Annotated in this window: 21 protein-coding genes; 11 read left to right on the plus strand and 10 right to left on the minus strand. The window is 59.8% G+C overall.

What is annotated here, in order from left to right; genetic code table 11:
- Window positions 1-186 precede the first annotated feature (186 nt).
- Window positions 187-399: a hypothetical protein gene (locus tag Q7V20_RS00175; protein WP_304785920.1), complete on the minus strand. Its 213-nt coding sequence runs from the start codon at window positions 397-399 to the stop codon at window positions 187-189.
- Here Q7V20_RS00175 and Q7V20_RS00180 point away from each other — a divergent pair.
- From Q7V20_RS00180 to Q7V20_RS00195, 4 genes are all read left to right on the plus strand, one after another.
- Window positions 376-1011: a site-specific integrase gene (locus Q7V20_RS00180; RefSeq protein WP_304785923.1), complete on the plus strand. Its 636-nt coding sequence runs from the start codon at window positions 376-378 to the stop codon at window positions 1009-1011. The genes Q7V20_RS00175 and Q7V20_RS00180 overlap by 24 nt on opposite strands.
- 6 nt (window positions 1012-1017) lie before the next feature.
- Window positions 1018-2247, plus strand: a complete 1230-nt coding sequence (locus Q7V20_RS00185) for a DUF1173 family protein (RefSeq protein ID WP_304785924.1) — start codon at window positions 1018-1020, stop codon at window positions 2245-2247.
- 158 nt (window positions 2248-2405) lie between these two features.
- The gene (locus Q7V20_RS00190; RefSeq protein WP_304785926.1) at window positions 2406-3683 is read left to right on the plus strand and encodes a hypothetical protein; all 1278 of its coding nucleotides are present in this window, start codon (window positions 2406-2408) and stop codon (window positions 3681-3683) included.
- Between the two features lie 12 nt (window positions 3684-3695).
- Window positions 3696-4925 (plus strand): metallophosphatase family protein, encoded by a 1230-nt coding sequence (locus Q7V20_RS00195; RefSeq protein ID WP_304785928.1) that lies wholly within the window; start codon window positions 3696-3698, stop codon window positions 4923-4925.
- Between the two features lie 383 nt (window positions 4926-5308).
- On the opposite strand, the gene Q7V20_RS00200 is transcribed toward Q7V20_RS00195, so the two are convergent.
- Both Q7V20_RS00200 and Q7V20_RS00205 read right to left on the minus strand, forming a co-directional pair.
- Window positions 5309-7573, minus strand: a complete 2265-nt coding sequence (locus Q7V20_RS00200; protein ID WP_304785930.1) for a hypothetical protein — start codon at window positions 7571-7573, stop codon at window positions 5309-5311.
- Between the two features lie 24 nt (window positions 7574-7597).
- The gene (locus Q7V20_RS00205; RefSeq protein WP_304785932.1) at window positions 7598-10240 is read right to left on the minus strand and encodes an AAA family ATPase; all 2643 of its coding nucleotides are present in this window, start codon (window positions 10238-10240) and stop codon (window positions 7598-7600) included.
- Between the two features lie 455 nt (window positions 10241-10695).
- Between Q7V20_RS00205 and Q7V20_RS00210 the strand changes: the two genes are divergently transcribed.
- Both Q7V20_RS00210 and Q7V20_RS00215 read left to right on the plus strand, forming a co-directional pair.
- Window positions 10696-11958 carry an RES family NAD+ phosphorylase gene (locus Q7V20_RS00210; RefSeq protein WP_304785934.1) on the plus strand — a complete coding sequence of 421 codons (1263 nt, stop codon included), beginning with the start codon at window positions 10696-10698 and terminating at the stop codon, window positions 11956-11958.
- 310 nt (window positions 11959-12268) lie between these two features.
- On the plus strand, window positions 12269-14776 hold the full coding sequence (locus Q7V20_RS00215; protein ID WP_304785936.1) for a DNA repair protein: 2508 nt from the start codon (window positions 12269-12271) through the stop codon (window positions 14774-14776).
- Between the two features lie 107 nt (window positions 14777-14883).
- On the opposite strand, the gene Q7V20_RS00220 is transcribed toward Q7V20_RS00215, so the two are convergent.
- From Q7V20_RS00220 to Q7V20_RS00230, 3 genes are all read right to left on the minus strand, one after another.
- Entirely contained in the window at window positions 14884-15261 is a 378-nt protein-coding gene (locus Q7V20_RS00220) for a hypothetical protein (protein WP_304785938.1), read from the minus strand.
- Window positions 15262-15431: 170 nt separating this feature from the next.
- Window positions 15432-15740 (minus strand): hypothetical protein, encoded by a 309-nt coding sequence (locus Q7V20_RS00225; RefSeq protein ID WP_304785940.1) that lies wholly within the window; start codon window positions 15738-15740, stop codon window positions 15432-15434.
- 60 nt (window positions 15741-15800) lie between these two features.
- Window positions 15801-16382, minus strand: a complete 582-nt coding sequence (locus Q7V20_RS00230) for a RadC family protein (protein WP_304785942.1) — start codon at window positions 16380-16382, stop codon at window positions 15801-15803.
- Window positions 16383-16774: 392 nt separating this feature from the next.
- Between Q7V20_RS00230 and Q7V20_RS00235 the strand changes: the two genes are divergently transcribed.
- Entirely contained in the window at window positions 16775-16990 is a 216-nt protein-coding gene (locus Q7V20_RS00235) for a hypothetical protein (protein ID WP_230181300.1), read from the plus strand.
- 30 nt (window positions 16991-17020) lie between these two features.
- Here Q7V20_RS00235 and Q7V20_RS00240 read toward each other — a convergent pair whose 3' ends face one another.
- The 4 genes from Q7V20_RS00240 to Q7V20_RS00255 all read right to left on the minus strand — a co-directional run bounded on the left by Q7V20_RS00240 (window position 17021) and on the right by Q7V20_RS00255 (window position 18989).
- Window positions 17021-17692, minus strand: coding sequence for a hypothetical protein (locus Q7V20_RS00240; RefSeq protein WP_304785946.1), 672 nt, complete (start codon window positions 17690-17692; stop codon window positions 17021-17023).
- A gap of 75 nt (window positions 17693-17767) precedes the next feature.
- Complete coding sequence (locus Q7V20_RS00245; RefSeq protein ID WP_304785948.1) at window positions 17768-17998, minus strand: hypothetical protein; 231 nt, start codon at window positions 17996-17998, stop codon at window positions 17768-17770.
- A 181-nt stretch (window positions 17999-18179) separates the two neighbouring features.
- On the minus strand, window positions 18180-18707 hold the full coding sequence (locus tag Q7V20_RS00250) for a hypothetical protein (RefSeq protein WP_304785950.1): 528 nt from the start codon (window positions 18705-18707) through the stop codon (window positions 18180-18182).
- Between the two features lie 105 nt (window positions 18708-18812).
- Window positions 18813-18989 carry a hypothetical protein gene (locus Q7V20_RS00255; protein WP_304785952.1) on the minus strand — a complete coding sequence of 59 codons (177 nt, stop codon included), beginning with the start codon at window positions 18987-18989 and terminating at the stop codon, window positions 18813-18815.
- 616 nt (window positions 18990-19605) lie between these two features.
- Here Q7V20_RS00255 and Q7V20_RS00260 point away from each other — a divergent pair.
- Genes Q7V20_RS00260 through brxC form a run of 4 tightly spaced genes read left to right on the plus strand, consistent with a single transcriptional unit; the run spans window position 19606 to window position 24866 of the window.
- Entirely contained in the window at window positions 19606-19959 is a 354-nt protein-coding gene (locus Q7V20_RS00260) for a helix-turn-helix domain-containing protein (RefSeq protein ID WP_304785954.1), read from the plus strand.
- Between the two features lie 31 nt (window positions 19960-19990).
- Window positions 19991-20590: a DUF1819 family protein gene (locus Q7V20_RS00265; RefSeq protein ID WP_304785956.1), complete on the plus strand. Its 600-nt coding sequence runs from the start codon at window positions 19991-19993 to the stop codon at window positions 20588-20590.
- Entirely contained in the window at window positions 20587-21165 is a 579-nt protein-coding gene (locus Q7V20_RS00270) for a DUF1788 domain-containing protein (RefSeq protein ID WP_304785958.1), read from the plus strand. The genes Q7V20_RS00265 and Q7V20_RS00270 overlap by 4 nt, the downstream gene beginning before the upstream one ends.
- A gap of 23 nt (window positions 21166-21188) precedes the next feature.
- Complete coding sequence (gene brxC / locus Q7V20_RS00275; protein ID WP_304785960.1) at window positions 21189-24866, plus strand: BREX system P-loop protein BrxC; 3678 nt, start codon at window positions 21189-21191, stop codon at window positions 24864-24866.
- Window positions 24867-24873 lie beyond the last annotated feature (7 nt).

Here is a 24873-nt window from a genome sequence, read left to right on the forward strand (position 1 = left end):
GACGGTCGTTTCAAACTGATCGTGGACGATTGAGATACATTTGGCTTCCCGCTTGCGCGCACCCTTTGCGCGTCCACGATGGCGCTGAAACGCCGTCCACGATCAGCCTGAAACAGGCGTCCACGATCGCTGAAATACGCAATTGACGGGGCCACCTACGAAACCGTTGCCGTTTGTTTCGGTGTGTCACGCACAGCGGTCGAGCGGCGCATCAAGGCCGTCGCGGTTCAGCTGAGTCAGATCGCTGACATCGACGGTTTGAATGAGGACGGTGCGGCCTTTGTTCGCCGACTGCGACATCACCGCGATGCGATCCTGATGGCGCTCGTCGAGTTCGAGCCACAAAAGGCTGCTGGTCAACGGTCCAATCGGATCGTGACCCTCGAAGAAATCGTGCAAGGCGGCAAGCGCATCAAAGGGCGCAGCGCCAGGCCATGGCACGACCTGTCACTGTTCTACCTGCTGTTTGCCACAGGCGCTCGGCCCCTGGAAATCGCCAGGCTTGAAGTTCGCGACTACCTCAACCTGGATGGAAGTATCCGCCGCGTGTCGGAGTTGCGTGCCGAAGCGGCCATCACCCACAAGGTCAGGCCGCTTTACTTTGCCAGCACTCGGCTGGACGAGGCCCTGGCGCCCTATCTTGCCGAGCGCCTGCAGAAAAAGCAGGGGATCGGGCAGGCCGAGTCATACCGGGGGCTAGACCCACTCAGTCGCTTGTTTCTGTCGGCGACTGGCGATGGATTTCTCATCACGCCCTATGGCGAGCCCGGGCAGCGGCGTTTTTTGTGTCGCCCGATCCTGGAGACCTACCGCAAGCTGTTTCGCTATGCAGGCATGCGGGGCGTGACCGCCCTGTCGGTGCGCCGCACGGTGGTGGCTCGCTTGTACGAGCGTGGCGCGGATGAGGATGCCGTTGGCTTGATCCTGGGCATCAGCGAGCGCAGCGCCGTTCGTGAGTTGCTGGCCCGGCACAAGCCGACGGTCGAGCAACTGCTCAACGAGTTGATTTGATTGAACATGGACAGCCTGACTGCAATGGCGATGGACACACAACGGTTCTCAATCAAAGGGCGGGTGATTGACTCCGGTGCTGCGTCATTTCAGGATCTGCTGGCCAGTGTGTACGACACACCAGAGCGCCCTCGATGTTTGTGCGTGGCCGGTGGCATCGAGATGTACGTGGCGAAGCACCGGCAGTTCGTGGTCAAGCGCATGCCCGATACCGGAGGTCACCACCATCCGGCCTGCCCTTCGTTCGAGACGGACTCCCTGCAATCCGGGCTTGGTGAACTGATAGGCGAGGCCGTTCTGGAGCTGGCGCCTGGGCAGATCCAGTTGCGGGTGGATTTCCCGTGGACACGGACGTTGGGGCGCAGCGTGCCCCGAGGCGAGGCACAGGAGGCGTCAGAAGTGAGCGATCCGAAGCGGCGCATGAGCTTGCGTGCCTTGATGCATTTTCTGTTTGAACGCGCGGGCTTCAACCGATGGAGCCCTGCGATGGAGGGCAAACGCAATCAGGGCGTGTTGCACAAGTACCTGCTCGGGGCTGCCGAGGATGTGTTGGTCAAAGGGGTGGCGCTGAGCGAGCGCCTCTATGTGCCGGAGGCCTTTAGCGAAGCCACCAAGGCTCAGGCAGCGCAGCGTCGCAGGGACAAGCTGGCCGTGTTGCGGCCCCATGAAGGCCAAAGCCCGTTGGCGGTGGTCATTGGTGAATTCAAGGCCAGCGAGGCGACCGCGCTCGGTCGGCGCGTGTGGATTAAGCACATGCCCGATGCACCATTGCTGGTGGCCACGAAGACATGGGAGCGTGTTGAGCGCGTGTTCGCACCCCTGTTTGAGGCGCGTGATTCGGACAGTGGACACACCGTGCGTCTGATCTTGGCTGCGCTGATTCGTGCGCGACGGGAGCACACCTATGAAATCGATGCCGCCAGTTTGATGTTGACCAGCGAGCACTGGATCCCGATTGAGGGTGTCCACGAACTACCGCTGGTGCATGCCTTGGTGAATCAGCAGCGACGCTTTGTCAAACCTCTGCGCTACGACGCCAAGAGTGCCGCAAACTTTCCCAATGCCCTGCTGTTGGATGCGGGGCCACTACCCGTGCCTTTGCACGTCCTCAGTGCCTTCATGCCACTCAAGGATCGGGTAGAAAAAGAGCGCGCCGCCCGGATGGGCGATGCGTCGTCATGGTTGTGGTTCAGCAGCGAGGCCATGCCTGGTTTGCCTGAAAGGGCCGGGCCGTAGCCAAATTGAGAGGGCAAGCATTTACGGTCGTTGCAAGTAAAAGAACAAGGTGGAGGGTTTGCGAAAGGCCTCGTCAACCCGTTCGGCAATTGAAGGGGTTGACGCCACACGAAGTCGCGAGAGCATGAACCATCGCATGTTCATGAAGGAGCGCCGCCATGGCCAATCCCAACGTTACCGTTCACGGCGGCCCCCCTGGCTTGCCGACCTTGCTCGGACAAGGCCCCGCCCGCATTCCCACAGGCGGCAAGATCCGCGCTGGCATCAAGGTGCTCACCCGCAAGGCGGCGGAGCAGCCCCAGGCCCAACGCCTCTATGACGAAGGGGTCGAGGCCGGGCAGTCCTTTGACCAGATCGAGCGCGCCATCGTGGGGGCGCTGCCGCAACTCAAGTCACCGCTGATCCCGCGCAACGTGCCCTGGTTCACCGTGCGGGCACAAGACTTCCCCAATCCCGAGACGCCGAAGCAGATCCTGGATGCCTATGGCGAGGACCGTGGAGACGGCCTTCACCTCTATCGCTTCCCCATTGTCTTTCCGTCCGACCAATGGCAAACCGTGATGCCGCACGAACTCGCGGCTTGGGGGGCTCAGGACAAGCGCTACTGGTCACAGTATTCGGCTGATGGCCGTGTGCGGCTCTGCATTTGCCACGCGCCAGTGCCCATGGATAACACGGGGCGGCGCGCCATCCGCATCTTCGGTGGCCGCAAGACGGTTCTGCGTGAAGACAATGGCGGCATCTGCGAGCCCGAGTCCTGCGCTGACTACCAGCAGCGGCGCTGCAACCTGACCGGGCGGTTCCTGTTCTTCATCCCGGGCATCCGCTCCATCAGTGCGTTCGAGTTGCCCACCAACAGCTTCTACGCCATGAACGCGGCCATCCAGAAGTTCGAAACCATCGGCTTCCTTCGAGGTGGACGCATCTCCGGCTTTCTGGATCGTCAGCGCACCCCGTTCTATCTGACCAAGCGCTTGATGGAGGTCGCCCACATTGATGAGATGGGCCTGCCCACGCGTGTCTCCCAATGGATCATCGAACTCGAAGCGCCTGTTGATGTGACGGCCCTGCTGCGCGACCGGGAGGATGAGGACACAGCCATTGTTCAGGCCCAACTGGCCAGCCAAGTCTTGGATGGCGCTCTAGGCGTGGAGGCGTGCGACACCGATGTTCTGGTCGATCCGGTAACCATGGGTGCAGCCATGGACATCCCGGTGCGCGAAGGTGATCCCACGCTGGCGCACCTCCTGGCGCGTGCGCAAGACTATGGCATCGCCTCCGAGCAGTACCAGGCTTACGCCGACCGGCGGTGGGGCCGAGGGTGGCGGCTCAACCCGCATGGTCGTCGCCGTGCCTGGGATGAACTGGACCGCTATCGCAACGACCCGCAGGGCTACCTCGACAAGATCGAGAGCGAACTGCACCGGGTGTCATGAGGGAGATGCACCATGGTTCGCATCGCGCATTTTTCTGACCTTCACTTCGGCCCCAAGAACCTGATCGAGGCCGACCGCTGTTTCGGGGCGGCCATCGACATGGCCATGGCCTCAGGCGTTCAGGCTGCGGTGCTGTCCGGGGATTCGACTGACCACGCCTTGGACTTGCACTCGCCCGCCGCCGCACGTCTTGTGGCGCAGGTGCGTCGCCTGGCCGACCATTGCCCGGTGCTGATGCTGCAAGGCACGTACTCGCATGAACCGCCTGGCACCTTGTCGGTTTTCAAATCGCTGGGCGGGCGCTATCCGGTTCATGTGGCAGACCGGATCGGGCAGGCGGCCCTCATGCCGAATGGCGGTTGGCAGATTTCAGGAAGTTGGCGCTTTGATGTGCTGCCAGTTGGGCTCATGGCCCTGTTCAGTTGCTTGCCGACAGTTAACAAGGCTGCTGTGGCGGCCACGGTGGGTGCGGGGGCTGCAGCGGAGGCTATGGGTGAACACCTGGCCACCCTGCTGGCCGGGTTTGCCGAAAGCCACCGAGGCGCCCAGGCCTTGGGGGTGCCGTCCATTGGTGTGTCGCATGGCACCGTCTTTGGCTGCTTGAGCGAGCATGGTGTGCCCATGGCCGGGTTCGATCACGAGTTCACCACGGGCGCATTGTTTGCCGCTGAAGCCCAGGCCTTCATGCTGGGGCACATCCACCGCCATCAGGCCTGGGATTGCGATGCCAGATCTGGGCTGCAGCGCATCGCTTATGCAGGCTCCATCGGACGCTTCCACCATGGGGAGGACGGTGACAAGGGCTGGGTGCTATGGGAGGTGAGTGCCACGTCAGCGGTGTGCGCCCTGCAGCCGACACCGGCCCGGCGAACGGTTGACATCGTGTTTGACGGCAAGCCTGACCTTGGTGCCTTGCGGGACGTGGTGGCACAACAGGACATTGCCGGGGCGTTTGTTCGGGTCCGGTGGACCGTGGCGGACGAAGACCGCCACGAGGTCAATCGCGAGGCCATCCAGCAGGCGCTGGGGCTCGCTGCCGAAGTCAAGCTGGAGGGGCGCATCGTGCCGGTGGTGCGCACCAGGGCAGCAGGCATTTCGCAGTTGACCAGCCTGGAGCAGAAGGTCACGGCCTGGGCACGGGCGACGGATGTTCAGGAGGCAGGGCTACTTAGGTGCCTGGGTGAATTGGTGTGTTCACAGCCTCATGAAATCGCTGGCAGGATCCTGGTGGGGAACGCCTGACTTGCAGGGATGGTGGCAGCGGGTGATTTATGGTGCGCACGGTGTGCGTGGTTTGCTGTCTCGGCAGTGTTGCAATGAGCCGGTCTGTAGCGCTAAGCATACCGGGCGAACGCGGTGTGTCATCGACCGGCACGGATTGGTCTGGAGCAGGTTCGCTTGATCACTACGGCCGTCCGGTCGAGGCTGGGTGCTGTCGGCCACATGTCGGTCATTGGGCGACCGCTGTGATCGAGAGCTGACTGTGAGGATGATGGCTGGATCACGGTTGCGCGCCCTAAAACTCACACAGCCCCGCGTGGTCAGCTGCATCAAGCAGCAACTTGGCGGCGTGACGTCAACTGGCCAATGACGATTCGCTCCAATCCGACGGGTGCCAAGCAGCATCAATCGGCAATATCGTCAAAGATGCTTCTCGTGCTGTGCCTCTCCTCTGAATGCTCCACGGCTCCGAGAACTCTTGGGCCAACGTTCGGCTCCGGAGGCTCTGTTTCGGAAATCCACTCGTTCACGAGATCGATTTCTCTGTCAATGAGCTTGACCAGTTGTTCGTCTTCTCCAAACTGCTTCTTGAGGGTGCCGAACGATTCGAGGATTCCCTGCATGTGTTCATCCGGTGAATCGGAGGACAGGTGGCTGCTCTGCGCATTGAGCCGGACATCCTGCAGCTTTGGAAGCAAATCCGTTCTGACCGTTTCCAGCAGTTCGTCAAATTCGCTGTCCAGGAACACACTCCGCACACCAGGATCGTCTAGGCCATGCAGGTCTTCTCCCTGGACGGCATAGGTACGCACCGTCTCGACGAACGCCTTGCGAGTCTCCTCAGGAAGAAGGGCGAATTCATGCAATCGCACGGCAAGATCAACTTCTGGAGCGGCACTAAGACTCAGACCCGGCTTGGCCAAACGCTGCATGACGTCTGGCGATTTCTCAAGATACGCTGCCAGAAAATCCTTCGAACAGCGGTTGGCGAGAAACCGATAGAGCGTCCACCGAGCGCCCCACGAAGACATCCACTCAACTTTGTACTGGTTGCAGGCCGAGAAGTCCCTCAGTCGCGTGATCATCGTCGGAAACAGCGACTTGGGAACAATGACGGCCTTCTCGACACCGACGTTCCCACATGTGACTTGAGACAGAAGATTCTCGGTGGAACTGCCGCTGAGAAAGATGCCAAGCAGGTCTGGGCTGAAAGCCAGGGTCGCGGCGTAGGCGTCGCCAATCGTCGGATGCTTGAATCGCCATACCGGTTGGTCATCGACATGCATGTGCGTCACGAGACTGCCATTGAGTGCATCAAGCGCCTGAATACACTCTCCTAACGTGCTGCTCAGCCTCTCGATGGCGTGCGGCTCTGAGCTCTGCAGCATGATCGGACTTTCAAGATGGTCCTTTCTCATGTAGATCAGGCCCAGTGCTGCTTTGCTGTTCGCATCCAAACCCTGGATCACTTCGAGCAGAAGCTGTTCCCGCTTCTCCACGAACTCGCCCAAATGGTATTTGCTCAGGTAGAGATCGTTCGTGAACAAGGGGTCTGCGATGCGCCGCGCGGTCTCTGGAATGAAGCGCGGATGTGCCGCCATGTACTCCAAGTGAGGTTGAATGGTGGCGCGGAATTCGGCGGTCTGCTTGCCCAGCTTGAGGTGGTTGTAAAGAATCTGCTGCTTCTCCACGTCGGACAGATCATGTACGTCGATTACAACCTGGCTCTCGCTGAGCAGAGGAAATGCGCTTTCCTTGAGATCCTGGCGGGCCCTGTTGTAGATGTAGTCTCTGGACGTCATGACGATTTTGGCCCCTCGGCGCAGCATCGTCTTGACCTGCGTCAGCGAATGATTCCAGCCATGCACCAACGGTGATTCGTACTGCGTCACGCCGAATGCGTCATCGATCCAGAAGAACTGCGAAGGTTCGTCGACATTCCACCGCTCCACGACTTTGGCCGGATCAGCCAGTTTGAGAACCGAGGATTTCCATTTGTCGGCGGCCGCCATCGCCAGCATCGACGCGATCGTCGTCTTGCCTGCTGCGGGCTCACCAATTAGTAAGACGAACCCATGCTCGTCGAGCGCATTGACGGCCTTGCGATAGGACTCCGTGATGACGACCTTGGCCAGATCGTCACGCAACGATTCAAGGACGGCTCGGGCCTGAGCGTAGGCGCGCTGGTCCAAAATCTGGCTCAGATCGCCCAGGCCATACACGCGGGGCACGAGCATCCGCAGCCGCGTGTTCTCCTTGATCTGGTCCTCGATCCAGGTGGACCCGTATATCAGTACGTCCCTCACTCCGGCGCCACTCAGAACAGCTTTGATCTGAGCCTCCTGCTTTGCAGATACGCCAGCGTTCGTCATCAGGATGTAAACATCGCAAAGTCCGTCAGAAACGAGCTTTCGAACTTTGGGAATCTCATCCGCGATGCCGGACTTCGTCAGCAGGCTACCCATCTTGCTGGAGAACTTGCATTGGATGACGAATTTGCCGCTGAATTGCTGTCCTGGCGACGGATTCCAGCTTCCCGCGAAAGCACCATCGCGCCCTGCATCGTTCGAATCTAAGAATGACTGCACCGTCTGCCCAAGAACTTCCCGGGCGATGGTGAGACAAAGCTGCTGGAAGCTGTTCCACCCCAGTCGATAAAGGTCGTACATGTTCAGGCGTTTTCCAAGAGTTACTCAGCTGAAGACACTTGCTGTCTTCAGCTTCGCCTTTTCCCATTCCGCACGGGCTTTCTTGTAGTCCGACTTGATGGCATCGAAATGGGCCAATTCGCTCTTGACCATATCGGTGGTGAGCGGCACCTCATGGAAGTCTTCCGAATGGGAGTGTGCGTCGATGTAGCGCGATAGCGCAGCCATCCGATCATGAATGCGCGCCGCGATCGCTTCATCGAAGTACACATGATTCAGTGTGAACGTGATGTTCTCCCGCCAACGCCTCACCACGTTGTTGAACAACCTCTTCTGGATGAAGTCCTCGTAGCCGGTGCGCAGACTGCCGCAGGCCTTTTCCAATGCGTCCCGTTGCGGGTCGCCCGCCAATGTCCGCGCCGACTCGAAATGGCCCTTGGCCCGGTCATGCGCAGCTCCTTCATAGTGTTCGTGTGGAAAGGCGAGTCGATCGATGGCTCCGGGCGAATTGGCATCATCACGCCATACGGTGCGCCCGGCGAACGCCACCCCCTTCTCCTCGGCAGCCGTCGCGAGATAGTTTGTGAACAGGATGTCGTGCGTGAAGACCACTACCTGCCTCCGACTGGCTTCGGTCACCAGCCTCTGCGCGATTGCCTCCTTACGCAAGTGATCCATCGACGTTACTGGATCATCGAAGACTACGCCCGCACAAGCGCCGTTGAGTTCCACCTCTGTCAGAAAATCGGCCAGCGCCGCGGCGGTCTGCTCGCCCTCGCTGAGTACTTGCGAAGGATCGACTCCGGTCATCCCGGCGTTGGCAATTTCGATCTTCCGGTCGGTGGTCCCTGCTTCGCCGGCAAACCTGAATTGCACCGGGAGTGTTAGCCGAAGCGCGGTGCAGTTCTCGGTGAATCGCGCGATGAAACCCTGTGCAACGAGTTCCTTGGCTAGGGCCTTCTGCTTGCCCGTGACATCGCGCTGGATGGTGGGCAGGCTGCGAAGGCATGCATTCGCTTTCACCACCCATTTCAGATCTTCGACCGCTTCCGCCACGGCCACGTACTGGCCGGCCAGCAACTGTCGGTCCTTGAGCAGTTGCAACTCCAGAGACAGCGCGTCGATCAATGCCTGAGGATCACTCTGCCGGAGCTTTCCGTTGTCCTGATCCAGGCGGTCCGCCAGCGCGGACACTCGGTCCGAGACGGCGTCATATGTGAGCAACGACAGCGCCGGACCCGTCTCCGTTGCCGCCGCATCGCTTAACACGCCGACAACGGTCCGAAAGCCCTCGACGTGCCCGACGATCTCCGCAGCTAGTGCCGCATCGAGTTCTTGCACGGTGCGCCGCGCGGCACTCTCCTCGCCGAAGAAAGACAGTCCTACCTTGCCAAGCGCAACGCTGTGTGATTTCAGCGCGCGCCTCTTAGCAGCAAGCTGAGCTTCCACATCGCTGGTGGCCGTCTGGTAGAACTTGGTCAGACGATCCGCGCTGGCGGCATCCAAGGGTTGTTGGCATAGCACGCATCGAGCGCCATCCGTCTGGGGCGGAAATGTGGCTCCTGGATACGCTTCCTCGCCAAAGGCAATCGCAGCGGCCAACAGATCCAGCCACGCACGGGTTCCGATAGGTTGAACCGGCTCGCCGCCGAAACGCGCTGCTGACAGCGCTGCTCCTTGCTCCACCAGCGCGGCTATCCTTGACGCCGCATCAACAATGCCTTGCACGAGCGAGGGTTGGATCTCCTGCGCCAGGGCGCCGATAGATGCATGAACGGCCTTCAGGTCGACAATGCGTTGTTCGTTCCTCTTGACGATCTCTTTCGGGTCTGTTGTACGCAACTCAACCAATTTTTTTTCGATCACCAAGAGCCGGTCTGCTTCGACCTCACCGTATACCGCCAGTTCTTTCAGCCGCTTCAGGTCGGTCTGCGCGGTAAGAGCAGCGAGCGACGTCGCGACCTCGGATGTGCTGTTCTGAATGCCGTATTTGTCAGCGGCCGGCGTGCGCTGCGCGATCTGGTCTCGGAGTTTGGTCTGCAGGTCGATGAACACGGCCACCATCCGCGGGAAGACATCAAACAGATACGGCATGACCTGAAAAGCGTTGCGGCCGTCCAGGTGCACACGTACACAGGTCGAGTCGAAGACGGCGAAGCCATCGCGCATTCGCTGGCAGGGTTCCTGGTGAACAAAGTCCACGGCCGAACCATCGTCGAATGAGAACTTCGCAGTTGGCGTTGGCTGCTTGCTCTTCACAATCTTCACATCGCCCAGGATCCCGACGTCCTTCGATCGCGTGAAGCATGCTGACTTCAGCACCCGTGCATAACCGGACTTGCCGGCCCCATTGGGTCCGTAGATCACCGTGAGCTTTGGACCGAAGCTAAGCGTTTCACCTGCGGCCAGCGCGTTGACGCCCGACACGCCGGTCATTGTCGTCAGGGTACTGACCAATGCAGGAACGTTCGGCTGGAATCGAGGAAGCGCCAAGTCCCAAGCAATGCGTACCGCCTCGGGGCCTGCCAGGTTCTGGTCAATCAGAAACTCTGAAAAAATCTCATCGAGCACGGTGGCGGGCATGTCAATGTCTTCCACCAACTTGCTCAGCAGGAAATGCTGCCAAGTGGGAAGTGTCTTGCCCCAAGTTGACAGTGCGTCAAAGATGCTAAACGTTGGCTTTGTCATGGTGCTTCAATTCCTCAAACCAAGTGCGCGCAGCCAAGCATCGATCTGTCCGAAGGATCTGCTGCCACTTGTCAGGGCTGCGTCCCCCGGCGGTATCTTCCACGAATCGACGTCTGGTGTCGGGCCGAAGTTGTGAGTATCTCAGCCCTTTCGCGCTCCTCTATCGCCTTGGTGTTCACGCGAGTTGCCGATATGTCTGAAAGGCGCCAAGTTGCTGTCGTACGCGTAGGCCTTTAGCGGGGAGTCGATGACGACAACTCCAAGGTGAGGGTGTACATTCAATGTATCAAAGGCCCGACGAGGTCAAGCAGCACAGCATGCGCCTAAACGACCAGATTGACTGCGGACCCATTGCCGGCTCAGCCGATTGATGGCGCGGCTCGGGCCGCAAGGCACTGAGTATTTAAGATTGCAGTTCGACCGCAGACGAACCGCGCAGGGACAAGGATATACCAATGGAGCGAGCGCTCTGCTATGGCTGTGTCGATGACTCCTACCTCAGCAAAATCATTCGTGATGAAGGAGAAATGTTCGAGTGCGCTGTGTGTGAAGAGTCGGAGCGAGAAGCCATCACTGTTCAACGCCTCGGCCAGATCATGGAGCCGATCTTGCGTGAGCACTTTGAACTCGGACCGCAGGTCATAAAGTTCGGTGAAGACGACAAAGATTGGTGGGAGCAAGACGGGGGTCTCATATCCGAAGCAGTACAGGAAGTTCTGGGACAGTACTTCGACTTCGAGGACGAAATCGTCAATGCGATCGTTGACGCCGATGATTACTGGCCGCCTGATGGCGACGAGGCCTACTGGGACAAAGCAAGCTTGTATGTGCCTAGACGTGTGCAAACCGGGCACTACTTTGCGGAATGGCACAACACTCTCGCGGAATTGAAGCACGGCCGCCGCTTTTTTAGTCCGTCAGCGAGAGCGCTGTTTGAGAAGCTGTTTGATGGAATCGACGACCTGCGGGCACGAAGGGGGCGCAAGCGGCTTCCCGTCGCGCGCGTGCTGCCCAAGGGTACGAGCATCTACCGAGCAAGGGTTTGCAACTCAAGGGCAGCGCTCAAAAGCATGTTCGCGAATCCCATCAACGAGCTTGGACCGCCACCTGCAGAGGCGACACGCCCTGGACGCATGAATGCCGAGGGTGTTGTCGTCTTGTATGCGGCCAGAGATGCGAAGACCTGTTTGGCCGAGATGCGTCCTGCGCTTGGAAGTGAGGTTGCCATCATCGAGATGAAGACGACGCAGGCATTGCGAGTCCTGGACTTTGCCCGACTTGATGAAGCACGCTCCGGCAAGGCCCTGAGCTATTTCCAGCCAGACTTCACGGATCAAGTCGAGCGCCGCGCATTCCTGCGACGCTTGCACAGCCTTATCTCGCACCCAATCGTACCCGGGCGCGAGGCTGACTACCTCATCACGCAAACGATGGCTGAGTACCTGGCTCATGTGCATGACAAACCATTTGACGGCATTCTCTTCTCGTCGGTTCAGCGCGCTGGCGGGGTGAACATCGTCCTCTTTCCAGAAAAGGGGCTTCTCACGAACGAGCCTGCGGATGCCTTTCGAGTGAAATACGTTGACAACACCTTTCGGTTGGTATCGACCACCGCGATTAGGTACTCGCACCATAACCTAGAGGTCACCATCGACGGTGATGGGGAACCTTGGGTTGATGACGGCCTCGGCCCACCGCCGGACGACGACTGGGAATGAAACCAAATCGGGGCTCGAGCGGCAGGTTAGCGCAACTCATCAGTCTTTCGACGCATGGGCCCGCGCGCCAGCAACCGCTGCTGAACCGCCAGCCCAAAAGGCTCGCTTCAGGCTTGGCAGAGACACCAGAGGCGTTACCACATAGCCTCGCTGCAGAGCGTTCGATTGTTGGGCAAGCCCGAACTTCCGCTCAGGGTGGTTCCTGCCCCGTCATGAGCCTGAATGGAGTGTCTGAACGCCATTGACAAGCCGACGTTGACAACATGACATCAAGTTGGAAACTGGTTCCAGCAATCTGCTGGAGCCAACCATGCAACCACTCAAACTCGTCCTCAAAGGCTTTCGGGGCATCCGTGCTGGTCTGGGCCAACACCTGCTGACCCTGGACTTCGAGCGCTTGGCTGATGACGCTGAACTGATCGCCATCGCCGGTGCCAACGGGCGTGGCAAGACCACGCTGATGGACAACATGCACCCCTACCTCACGATGCCGTCGCGCGCGGCCTTGAGCGGCCCGGGTGGCTTTTCTTACTACGACCATGTCTGCCTGCCCGAGAACGAAAAGCACTTGACCTGGGCCCATGACGGCCGCTGCTACCGCTCCCAGGTGGTGATCCGCCTCAACGGTCGGCGCAAGACGGAGGCTTACCTCCATGTGCTCAATGACGCGGGCCAATGGTCTCCCGTCCGCCTGGACGATGGCCTGGTGTCCGATGGCAAGGTCGAGACCTACAACCGCTGCGTTGAAGCCATTTGCGGCAGCGCCGACACCTTTTTCACCTCGGTCTTCTCTGCGCAAGGCAAACGCCAACTCAGCACCTACCGCAACGCCGAGATCAAAACGCTGTTGTCCGACCTGCTGGGCCAGGACGAGATCCGGGCCCTGGGTCAGAAAGCCAGCGAGACGGCCAAGTTGCTCAAGGCCGGGCTGCTGGTGATCCGGCAGGAGTTGACCGGGCTGGACGCCGAGCAGGCGCGCATCGATGCGGGGCAGCAGCGCCTGCGTGACGTCTCGGCTCGCGTACAGCAGGCGCTGGCCGACCGACAATCGGCACAGGTAGTGCTGGATGCCGACCGGTCTCGCCATGCCCGCCTGGTGGCCGAGCGCGACCAGTCTCAGGCCACTGATGCCCGGCGTGCGCAGTTGCTGGCCGAGCGCAAAGCCCTGATCGACACGGGCACACATACCATTAACGCGCTCAAAGCCCAGGATCAAGGCGAAGTGCAGCGGCTTGATCGGCTTGATCAACGCGTGACGACACGGTTGGCACAAGAGCGCAGCCGGCGCGCCGTTCTGACCGGATCACGCCGTGACTGCCTGGCAACGCTCGAGGTGCAGGATGCCGTGCGGCGGGCAGGCTCCCGTTTTCCACTGGCCGAGCAGATGCTGGGCTTGCGTGACGCGAGGATCGCTGCTTGCCGTCAGCGCGTGGCGCAACTGGCCCATTGCCAGGGGGCTGAGCGGCTGTTGATGCAGAAGCTGGCGAACATCGAGCAGGAAGCGGGCAGGGCGGTGCTCAGGGAGCAGGAGTTGGCCCATCGCTTCGGCCTGGTGGGCGAGGTCCCTTGCGTTGGCACCGATCTGCAGGGCCAGTGCAAACTGCTGGGCGATGCGCGGGAAGCCCAGGTGCTGATTCCCAGTGCGAAGGCTCAGATTGCGAGCTTGGCTGCTGACAAGGTCGTTGTGCTGCAAGAGATTGTTGCGATCCGCAAACAGCGCGATGTGCTGTCATCGGCACCGCAGGCCCTGATCTGGGCCGAGCGCCGCGTGGAGGTGGCCCGAGCCCGGGTGTCTCGGTTTGCGATGCTGGCGGCCAAGTCCGTTCAGATCGACCAAGCGCGTTCGTCCTTGCTGGGGATTGAGACGGAACTGACGGCCCTCGGCCCCGATCCAGATGGCACCCACAGGACCGAGACGGCCGACGAGCAGTCGGAACGCCAGCAGATCATGTCGGGACGGCAGCACATCAGCCAACAGTTGGCCCAGCAGGCGCAGCATTACCGGGATGCGCTGGATCGCCTCGATGGCGTGCTGGCGACCTTGCCCGCACCCTTTGACGCACCACAGTTGGAGGCCGCCGTCCAGGCGCAGACCCGGTCCGCCCTGGCCGTGACGGCTGCGGAGCAGAGCCACTTGGCTGCCGAGCGAGACGCCCAGACGCTGGTGGGTCTGTCCGAGCAGGCGCAAGCACTGGTGGCCCGGCGGGCGCAAATCGAGGCGCGCATGTCCCGCGTCGAGGACAGCCTGGGTGCCTGGAACCTGTTCGCACGCTGCATGAGCAACGATGGCCTGATCGCCCTGGCCATTGATGACGCGGGCCCGGCCTTGTCTGGCCTGGCCAATGATCTGCTGCTGGCCTGCTACGGCCCGCGCTTCACGGTGTCCATCCTCACGCTGGTGGAAACCGGCAAGGGCGAGCAGCGCGAAGGCTTCGACATCCTTGTGCATGACGGCGAGTCGGGTGACAGCAAAAGCGTGGGGCTGATGAGTGGGGGCGAACGGGTCTGGGTCAACGAATGCCTGACCCGTGCTGTGGCGCTCTACCTGGCGCAGCACTCGGGCCGGTCTTACGACACACTGTTTTCCGACGAGGCCGATGGCGCGCTCGATCCTGAGCGCAAGCGGATGTTCATGGCCATGAAGCGCGAGGTCTTGCGCCTGGGTGGCTACCGGCGCGAGTTCTACGTGTCGCAGACCCCGGAGTTGACCGCCATGGCCGATGTGGTGATTGATCTGGATGCGATGGTCGCTGACGGTTCGCTCATTGAGCATGGCGCCAGATCAGAGGATGCCACGGCTAGACAGGAAGCAGCTTAGCTTGGGCGCACTCATATTCATGAGTCATGAGTCATGAGCATGGCTTGCTGTGCATCCTGCTGGCAAAGGAAGGGGTGGGGCGACCAACCCTTCCTCGATCGATCACATTACGCAGCCTTGGCCTTGGCCTGACGCTTCGGCGCTTTGGTTGTTGCTTCCGGCTCAACCGAGACCAGCGGTTTGGTGGCTGTCTTTTCTGGCTTGGCGGCCTTCTTCACAGCGGGTGCCTTCTTGGCAACCTTGGCCTTCTTCGAGGCTGGCGCTCGGCTCAGTTGGATGGCTTCGACGGCTGCGATGAATTCTTTCCAGCTCAGCTTGACGCCATTGGCCGCGCCAACCTTGCCCTTGCACCAGGTGATGCCGGCGCGGGCAATGATGATGTCACCCAGTCTGGCGCCGTCTTCCTTTTCTTCGCGGACTTCAATTTCCATCCCGTTGTTCTTGAGTTCGATGTCTGCCTTGATTTCTTTGATTCGCAACTTCATGGGGGTCTGTACTTTCATTTTTTGGCCAGAATTGGCGGCCCGAGGTTAACAAGGAAGACGGACGATCTTCACCGGGTCAACGAGAAAGATGCAGCAGCCAAAGAAAGAGCGCCGACCATGAGGTGCGGCGCTCTGTGAGGGCGTATGGACTGTTGGTATCTGTCGGTGTGTCAATGGCCCTGGTCGAGGTCGTCAAAGACGGGCAGGCCTTCCAAAATGGCCGCATCGCTGTCGAACTTGAGCCAGACGATCCCTGCCAATCTGGCCACCTCGAAGATCATGGCCATGTCGCTCTCAGCGGGCACCGTGTAGGGCGGCGAGCCCACATAGACGAAACCACCATAGTCGTTCGGGTACACGTTGACCGACAGGTCATCATTGGCCAGCTTCTGGCGCGTGGTGGCCGTCAGGTGGCAGATCGACAAGGCAGCCAGAGGCTCGACTAATTCCAACAGCCTGGTCACGATGATGTTATCCAAGGCGGACTCCTCTTGGCAAGAATGATGGCTGTGCCATGCAGGCTAGGGTGGGCGGACTGATCACAGCAAGCCCCTTTCTGCAAACGACGTGACCCGGTCACCGCCCACGATGAAGTGGTCAAGCACGCGCACGTCAACCAGCATCAAAGATGATTTCAGCGTCTGGGTCAAGAGCTCGTCTGCCCGGCTAGGGTCTACCTGGCCACTCGGGTGGTTGTGTGCCAACAGCACGGCCGCTGCGTTGCGTGCCAGCGCGCCTTTGACCACTTCGCGTGGGTAGACCGAGGTCTGGGTCAGTGTGCCCCGAAAGAGCTCTTCGGCCTCGATCAGGACCTGCTGCGAGTCCAGGTACATCACGAGGAAAACCTCGTGCTGCAATCCGGCGCAGTACAGGCACAACCAGTCTTTCACGGCCCTGGGCGAGGCCATGATGGGCCCCTCCAGCATCTTGGCGCGCAGGTTGCGCAACAGCAGTTCACGCGCGACGCTGAGCTTGTGGGCCAGGTCGGGCAGCTCCTGATCAACCGCCCGGTATGCGGCCGCTGGGTCGCAGGCACAGGGCGCATGGGGGGATTCAAGGCGAGTAGGTGCAGCGAGCAGTTCGCTGACCAGTTCGGTGTTGGACATATGAGTGACATTCACGGATTTCTCCTTCACAAAAAGGAAAAGCGGGAACGTCCAACCCCGAGGGGAAGGAGGTTCCCGCTCGGGATGTGCTGACGCGAGGCCAGCACAGTTGATGAGGCAGGTGACGACTGCGACGCCGACGCAAGGTCGGGAGGGCATTCCGCGATGGAATGCGGGAGGCATGGCGCAGTGTGGTCGGCCTGCCCGGTGTGTTCAAGCGCTGCCCGGGCGATGCCACCGCCAACAGCCCGGCGACCCGGGGGATTGCGTGCGGCACAGTGCTGTGACAACGGACTGTCACTGAATTTGCAATGGAAAAATCTTCATCCATCTCTGGCCAAAACCAGTGACAAGGGGCGGAGATTTGAACAAGATGTGCTCATTGAATCGATGCAGCGAGCACGACCATGATTCGTTTTGGCCAACACATTCGACTGACACGGCGAGAGATCGAACGCTTCAAGAAGATCACCGACCTGGAGCCCGTCGGCATTCGATCACTCAGCGACCTGGCGGCCTACATTGCGCTGTGCAAGGCCCATTACTGGGGCGTCTCCAAGGAGACGCAGTTCTTGCACTGGCTGATTGACCGCGAGTACCAGCGGTGCCGTGAGGCGGCTTAGAGCCTCAACGACCAACAGGCGCGCAGGTCTTCAGGCAAAGACGCTCGGCTCGATGGTGGCGCCACGCATGAAGGCCAGGTAGGCCGCAGCCTTGCCGATGTCCTTGAAGCAGGCGATGGCCTCATCCCCTCGCTTCACCGCCCATGGCAGGGTGGGTTCTTCGTTGGGCGATAGGCTCAGGTTGGCTTCGCGGTAAGCTGGATGTCGATACGGTGTTTTGCCTGTGTGCCAGTCAACCAGGCACAGGATGCAATTGGTCAGGATGGCACCACCACCCGACTCACCAGGCTCGACCAGCAATGGGACTTTGAGCCATCCGCCAGAACGACCGATGCGGCCGACCACACCGTGCTCATCAAGCCAGGATTCGCCTGTGGTGAGGTCACCCAATATCAAGCGGATCGTCTGGCCACTTCGGCGATAGGCCTCCAGCACCTTGGCCGCTTTGGGGTCTGTCCTGGGCGCGAAGTAGGTGCGTTGGCTCAGCGGTGAGCGTCCCCAGGCGGCTGTTGCATTCAGGTATTTCTGATAGCCCGCCAGCGCGGCGTAGTCGTTTTCCGCGAAGGCCAGATCGCTTCTGCCCAGTTGTTGCGCGATCTGATTGGCGTGATCGCGGGCGTTGTCAAAACCAAAGCAGCTGTAGCCTGATTCAGCAGCGATGACGTAGAGCTTTTGCTCAAGGTTGAGTGTGACCTTGTCCATGAGGGTTCCTTCAGTGGACACCTGGGGACGCACCGCCGCCAGGGCCGTGGGCCCCGCAGGCGTGATGAATGGGCGTCAGCCTTGGGCTGACAACAAGAAGAATGCTTGATCGCTGATGCTGTCCACCACCTGGCTTTGGCGCAGGTGATCGAGCTTGAGCAGCAGCGCATGGGCATGCGCGCGGTCGTCGCCCAGCAATGAGGGCTGGAGCGCCTGCACTTCCTTGATCAGCAAGCGCAGTTCCTGGACGATGGCGCGATCGGCACGCACCTCAATGGCATGCAGGGTTTCGGCAACGGTGGCCATGGGGAGTCCTTTCATGGGGGGCGCCGATCTGCCAATGGCAAATCGAGGCGGGCGAGGTTGGGAGGGGGCGAACGCGGCATGCACCACCGCTGGGGTGGGCATGCGCGTTCGACGATCTGGGCTCACCAGTGGGTGTCGGTGAGCCACCGTCAGGACAGCAAGTCCATGACGTGCTGCAAGCTCAAGCTGCGGTGGGTGCAGCCTTGGGCTGTGGCGAAGCCTTGTCCACAGCGGGTGTGGATGTGGGCTCGCTGGATGGTGCCCCGGCTTGCGCATCAAACGATGCCTGGGCCTGGGCGAACTCGGCCTCTTGCCTCAAGCGGCGAACCTGAGGCACGCCAGGCTCTTTGCCTGCTTTGGTGTCGATCATGGGCAGGCATTCGACAGCGATGTCTCTGCCCTGGTGGAACGCCCTGTGCATGGCCTGCGCAGGCACGATCACCAAACCATGGGCCAGCCAGCGCACGAACTGGCCGATCCGCTTGTTGCGAGCTTGCGTGGCCTTGTGCGTGCGCAAGGATTCCTTGCAACACAGGTACAGGGCCAGGTGGGCGCGCTTCATTTCTGGCACGGCCTCGAGTTGGGCCATCACTTCGGTGGCAACAGCGGGGTCGCTGCTGACACGTCGGTAAAAGCCAACCCAGGCGCGTGCCTCTTCGATCTCGATGCAGGTCCGCTTTGGGCGAACACGCGGTTTCTCGTAGGACATGATCTGAGCTCCAAAAAATGAAGGTCACACCTGTCCCGGTGGGGAGACGGTGGACTCCCCAGGGGTTGAAAAGCTGATGCAGCAGGGTGGCGTGAGCCATGAAGGTCACGCTGCCGCTGCGATGTACTCAAATGCCCGTTCAGCCGGTGGTGAAACCGGAGGTCGAGGCATCAACAGTGCGGGTAGCACTGCTTGGTGGATCACAGGCTCGCGGGCACGCCCGGAGCCTCCCAACAGCACGCAGATGGCGCGCGCATCCATCGTCGCTTGAGATGCGAACATGGCGTTCTCCTTCTGGAAATGAAGGGGAACGCACCTTCCCAGTGGGGAACATGGTTCCCCAGCTTGGGATGCTTCAGCCCTGATGGGTGAAGCGGCTCGGTGGCAACACCGCGAGGTGTGCCGACAGCACAAGGTTCAGCCCAAGGGCTGAACAAAACACATGGCCACCGAAATGGCCAGGCTGAACCGGAGTTCAGCGTCTACAAGGCAGGTCACGACTGCGACGCCAGCGATGCTGGACTTCAGGGAGACCGAAATCTCCATTGAAGGCTTCGTGAACGCGATGTCCACAGGTAGCCATCGCAGTATGGCCAGGGTGGGTGGCGGTACTCAAGGGGGCGTGGCTGTCCTTTCGCAGACACCATGGCGAATTGACGATGAAGTTGGGCGCTTTTGCGTGGTGGCTGAAGTTTGTTGGTGGTCATTCCGCAGAGCACCATTCAGACCGGCGCGCATCGCATTTCCAAGTCGAATTTCATGTCGTTTTCATACTTGAATTGAGCGCCTTCTGGTGCTGGTCGCCATATATCGTTGATCTACAATGGAACCCTGTGGTTAACGATTTTGTGACCCTCTGGGTAACAGTTGCGCCCAGCGCAGATCAATGCGGGCATTTATGGCAGACAAACAATTTGATTGGCCCGCTGAGATCACCACCTTGGCTGGCGAGCGAGGGATGAGCCTACGGGAGCTGGCGACAGCGCTCGGGGTCAGCCACGTCTTTCTCAGCAAAGTGGTGCGTGGCGAAAAGCCAGCCAGCTCTCGCCTGAAGATCAAGCTATGGAGCTGTAAGAGCTATGGCCTGAGCCGTGAGCGCATGTTGGAGTTGCTCATGCCTGACGACATCGCCGCAGAATTCCGGGAGTTTGAGCGCGAGCAACGCCCCTCCACAGTCAATCAGCCTTCAGCGCTCGAAGCAACATCATCAAAGCCATCCAATGCATCTCACGGGGCGGGCAATGGCCGTTGACATTGGCTTCGCACCAAAGGCCAATCGCCCTATGGCGACAGGCATCTACAGTGCCACGATCACCGCTGGCGGTTTGATGCTGCCCGAGGCTCGCCGTGTGGCCAGGCTGATGCTGGCTGAGCCCAGCAAAGAAGACTGGACCAAAGCCATCTGCACAGACAACCTGCTGCAAAAGAAAACTCCGGCTTCGGCTATTCGGCATGCCAACCTGATTCGCGCGCGGATGCAAACCATGCCCGTGGCGGCCTTGACCCTGGTGGCCTCAGGCAGTCAAGAGGTGGCCACGCAGTTGGCATTTGCGTCCGCGCTCAAGCACAGTGCTTTGCTCACAGACTTCATGCGAGCCGTGGTGGCTTCACACCACAGGCGTTTGGAGTTGGTCATTGCGCGGCGTGAGTGGGACACCTTTTTGTCTGAATGCATGGCCCGCGATCCTGCTGTTGAGTTGTGGACTGCATCAACACGGGCCAAGCTCTTCCAGGTCATCGTCAACATGCTGGTTGAAGCCCATTACCTTGAATCTGGCAGAACACTCAAGCTGCGCACCCCGAGCCTTCACCCGGAAGTGCGAGCCTTGCTGAAACAACATGGAGAACAAGCCTTGATCAACACCTTGGAGTTGCGCTCATGAGCCTGAGTCTTGACGACCGACTCAATCGCATCATCGGGCGCATCACGTCTGAAGAGTTCCTGCAAAACCAGGGGCTGGGCAACGAGATCGGTTTTTGGATCTTCGATTACCCACCAGACAAAGAGCTTGATGTCCGTGCCTTCATCGACGGAAGCGTTCTGCCCACCTTGGCCAAACGCGTGCCTGCCATCCGTGTGCAGAACATCAACCTCTTCGAGCTGGTCATTGATTTGCTGAAAGAGCGCGGCCTTCTGGATCAGGTGCTTCAGATGCAGGTGGACAAAGGCAACGACGCCGTTCTTGCCCCCCTGCGTTCTGTGCTCAAGGAAGACAAGCTGGCCCGACGCATCGCCGAGAAAATCGACCTGCAAGACATCGACATGTTGATCCTCACGGGCGTGGGCGCGGCCTATCCCATGTTGCGTACCAATACCTTGTTGTCTGCATTGCACCCCGTGATGCAGGACACGCCCTTGCTGATGTTCTACCCAGGCCGCTATGACGGCTATTCGCTGAACCTGTTCAGCAAGCTGGCCGACGACCATTACTACCGCGCGTTCCGCCTCGTTGATTAAGTTGTATCTCAGGGATAAGAAGCATGCTGAAAATCAGAGACCTGTTCACCAAGTCCATTGACCGCCCCATCAACGGCGTCATCAAAGCCGACCAGCGCGATGCTGAAAGCATCTGGCAAGAGTTGGATGAGTACGTCGTCACCAAGCAGTTGACCGAGTATTTCCGCAAGTTCTTTGATGCCTACCTGGCTGCCGCTGACAACCCCAAGGATCCTGTCCTGGCGGCACGCATGGGCGTGTGGGTGTCTGGCTTCTTCGGCTCCGGTAAGTCGCACTTCATCAAGATACTGTCCTATCTGCTGGAAAACCTGGAGGCGCATGACCCGCAGTCGGGCATCAACCGCCATGCCGCTCAGTTCTTTGATGAACGCAAAATCAAAGACCCAATGCTGCTGGCTGACATCCGGCGCGCCACCAAAGGCAGTGCTGATGTCATCTTGTTCAACATCGATGCCAAGGCCGACAGTAAATCTGAACGCGACGTGATCTTGCAGGTCTTCCTGCGGGTGTTCAACGAGAAGCTGGGGTTCTCAGGCGATGCACCTCACATCGCTGAAATGGAACGCCACCTGGTGGCCCAGGGCGTCTATGACGTCTTCCAGCAAACCTTTTTTGAGAAAAAAGGTTCCACCTGGCTTGAGCAGCGCGACGCGGTTGATTTCATGCGCGACGAGATCGTGGCCTCGTTGGGCGCTGCGCTCAAGATGACACCCGAGTCCGCTGCGGCTTGGTTCGACAACGCCCGCGACAGCTACAAGATCAACATTGAGAGCTTTGCCAAGCTGCTGCGCGACTACCTTGCCACCAAGCCAGATGGCCACCGCATCATCTTCCTGGTTGACGAGGTGGGCCAGTTCATTGGCGCCAACACCCAACTGATGCTCACGCTGCAAACAATCACGGAGCAACTGGGCACCCAGTGCCAAGGCCGCGCTTGGGTGATCGTGACCAGCCAAGAAGACATTGACGCCGCCATTGGCGATGCCAACAAAGCCAAAAGCCAAGACTTCTCGAAGATTCAAGGGCGGTTCCATACCCGCCTGTCACTGGCCAGCTCCAACACCGATGAGGTGATTGGTGAGCGCCTTTTGGCCAAGACCGAAGCAGCTCACCAGGCCCTGCGCACGACCTACGAAAAGCGCGCTGACATCATCAACAACCAGCTCTCTTTTGTAGGCACCACGGTGAACCTGCGGGGCTACCGGGATGCGGCTGAGTTTGTGGCGTACTACCCCTTCGCCCCCTACCAGTTCACCTTGCTGCAAAAGATTTTCGAATCGATCCGCAAGGTTGGGGCCACTGGCCAGCATCTCTCGCGTGGCGAGCGTTCACTGCTGGATGCCTTCCAATCAGCCACCCGCACCAGTGCAGACCGTGGCATTGATGCGCTGGTGCCGCTGTACAACTTTTATCCCTCCATCGAAAGCTTCCTCGACACGGCAGTCAAGCGTGCCATTGACCAAGCCGCAGAAAACAATGCGCTTGAGTTGCCGCAGGATTTGCAACTGCTCAAGGCCTTGTTCCTGATCCGCTATGTGTCTGAGGTGATCAAGCCAACGGTGGACAACCTGGCCACCCTTTGCCTTGATCAGATCGACGCTGACAAGCTGGCCCTCAAGCGCCGCATTCAACAAAGCCTGGAGCGCCTGGAATCTCAAAAGTTGGTCAGCCGCAATGGTGATCAATGGTTCTTCCTGACCAATGAAGAGCGAGACGTGGCCCGTGAGATCGGTCATGTGGACGTAGCCTCATCAGAAAAGGTGCGCCTGCTCAGTGACATCGTGTTCGATGAAATCCTGTCTGGCCAGACCAAGGTGCGCCACCGCGACACAAAGGGCGACTACGAGTTCAACCGGCTGCTGGATGGCATCCCTTACAAGCAGGCCCACCATCCGTTGACGCTTGAGTTCGTGACCCCTTTGGGTGACGACTACGAGCGCCTCAGCAACGACGCCCATTGCGTGCTGCGCAGCGCAGAGGGTGAGGGCAGAGCCCTGGTTCGCCTCGATGAAGGCAGCCGCCTGGATGTTGAGCTGACCCTGTACCTGCAGATTGAAAAGTACGTTGACAGCCCCAAGGCCAGCACGGCCACGCCATCGCTCAAGAAAATCATGAGCGACCGCAAGGATGAAAACCGTGAGCGCCGCACACGCCTGGTCACCCAAATTGGTGATTTGATGACAGGCGGCACCTTCTACGCCAAGGGCCAAAAAATCAACAGCAAGGCATCAAGCCCCGGCACCTTGCTGGACGAGTTGGTCAACTATCTGGTGACCAACACTTACCTGAAGCTGCAACTGCTCAAGGTGCGCCAACCCGATGCCCAGAGCGAGATTCGCTCGGTTTTGTCAGCTGATGACCTGGCCCAACGCAGCTTGGCCTTGGGCGGCGAGGAAGGCAACCCGCAGGCCATTGCCGATGTGCGCGAGCATTTGAACTTGGTGGCCAAAGACAAGCGGGTGTTGCTGTCTGATGTCGTTGAGCGCTACAGCGCCATCCCCTATGGCTGGAAGCCAGAGTGGGAGACCGTGCTCATCATTGCCCGCCTGTTCATGGCGGGAGAAATCAAGCTCACGCTGGAAGGCTCCGACTTGGATCCGACCAGTGCCATCGACCCCTTGACCAAGCCAGCGCGTTTCAAGCAGGTGGCGATCCTCAAGCGCAAGCTGGCTGACGCGAGCAGCCTCAAGCGGGCGCGTGACTTGCACAAGGGCTTGTTTGCTCGCCTGCCCCGAGAAGATGAAGACGGCCTGGTGGCCGACTGGCGTGCGCAACTGAACGAATGGGCACAAGATCTGCGAGGCTGCGCGCCCATCGCGGCGCAAAAGCACCATCCGGGCAAGGCCGTGATTGAGGCCCTGTTGGTGCGCATCAACAAGCAGCAAGCCATCCTTGATGCCTTTGAATACGTGGAAGCACTGACCCGCGACAAAGACGAATGGCTCAATGCCGGTGAAGACAAAGCCGATGTGTCGGCCTTCTACAAGCAGCAACTGCCGACCTGGCGCAAGATGCTTGATGCACTGCTGGTGTTTGATGCCAACCGCGAAGCCTTGGTCAAAGACGCCAAAGCCCATGGCGCATTGAAAGACCTGGACACCCTGCGAGACAACACCAGCCCCTACAGCCAGATCAACCGCATTGAGCCACTGGTGGCCACGGTGCAGGCCATCAACGATGCCCTGGCTGGTGAAAAGCGTGAAAAGGCGCTGCTGTCCATCGACGGCAAGATCGCCGAAACACAGCAGGCCCTGACCAAGGCCAACGCGAACTCAGACCTGAGCAACCGCGTGTTGCAGCCATTGCAGACGCTCAAGCACAAGGTGGCTGGTTTGTCCGACATTCCCCAGATTCTGTACCTGCAAGGGCAGGCGGGTGACCGCCTGGATGAAGCAATGGACCAGATCAGCGCGGCGTTGAAGGCCAGCACGAAACCTGCTGCCGCAGGTGGTGCCAGTGGCGTCACGCCTGCGAAGCCATTGGCCACCAGTGGTAGCGGTGCGGCAACCACCACGGCGAACGAACCGGTCGCTGTAACAACAGTCGGTACCGCGCCCAAGGCCAGCCAAACGGTGCATGCGGCGAGCTTGTCGCCAACCACCTACCTTGAAACCGAAGCCGAGGTTGAGTCCTACTTGGCCAGCCTTCGTACCCAGCTCTTGGCCGTGCTGCAAGCTGGCCAGCGCATCCGCATTCAGTGAAGCCCTC

Source organism: Aquabacterium sp., from assembly GCF_030652515.1.
Taxonomy (GTDB): domain Bacteria; phylum Pseudomonadota; class Gammaproteobacteria; order Burkholderiales; family Burkholderiaceae_C; genus Aquabacterium.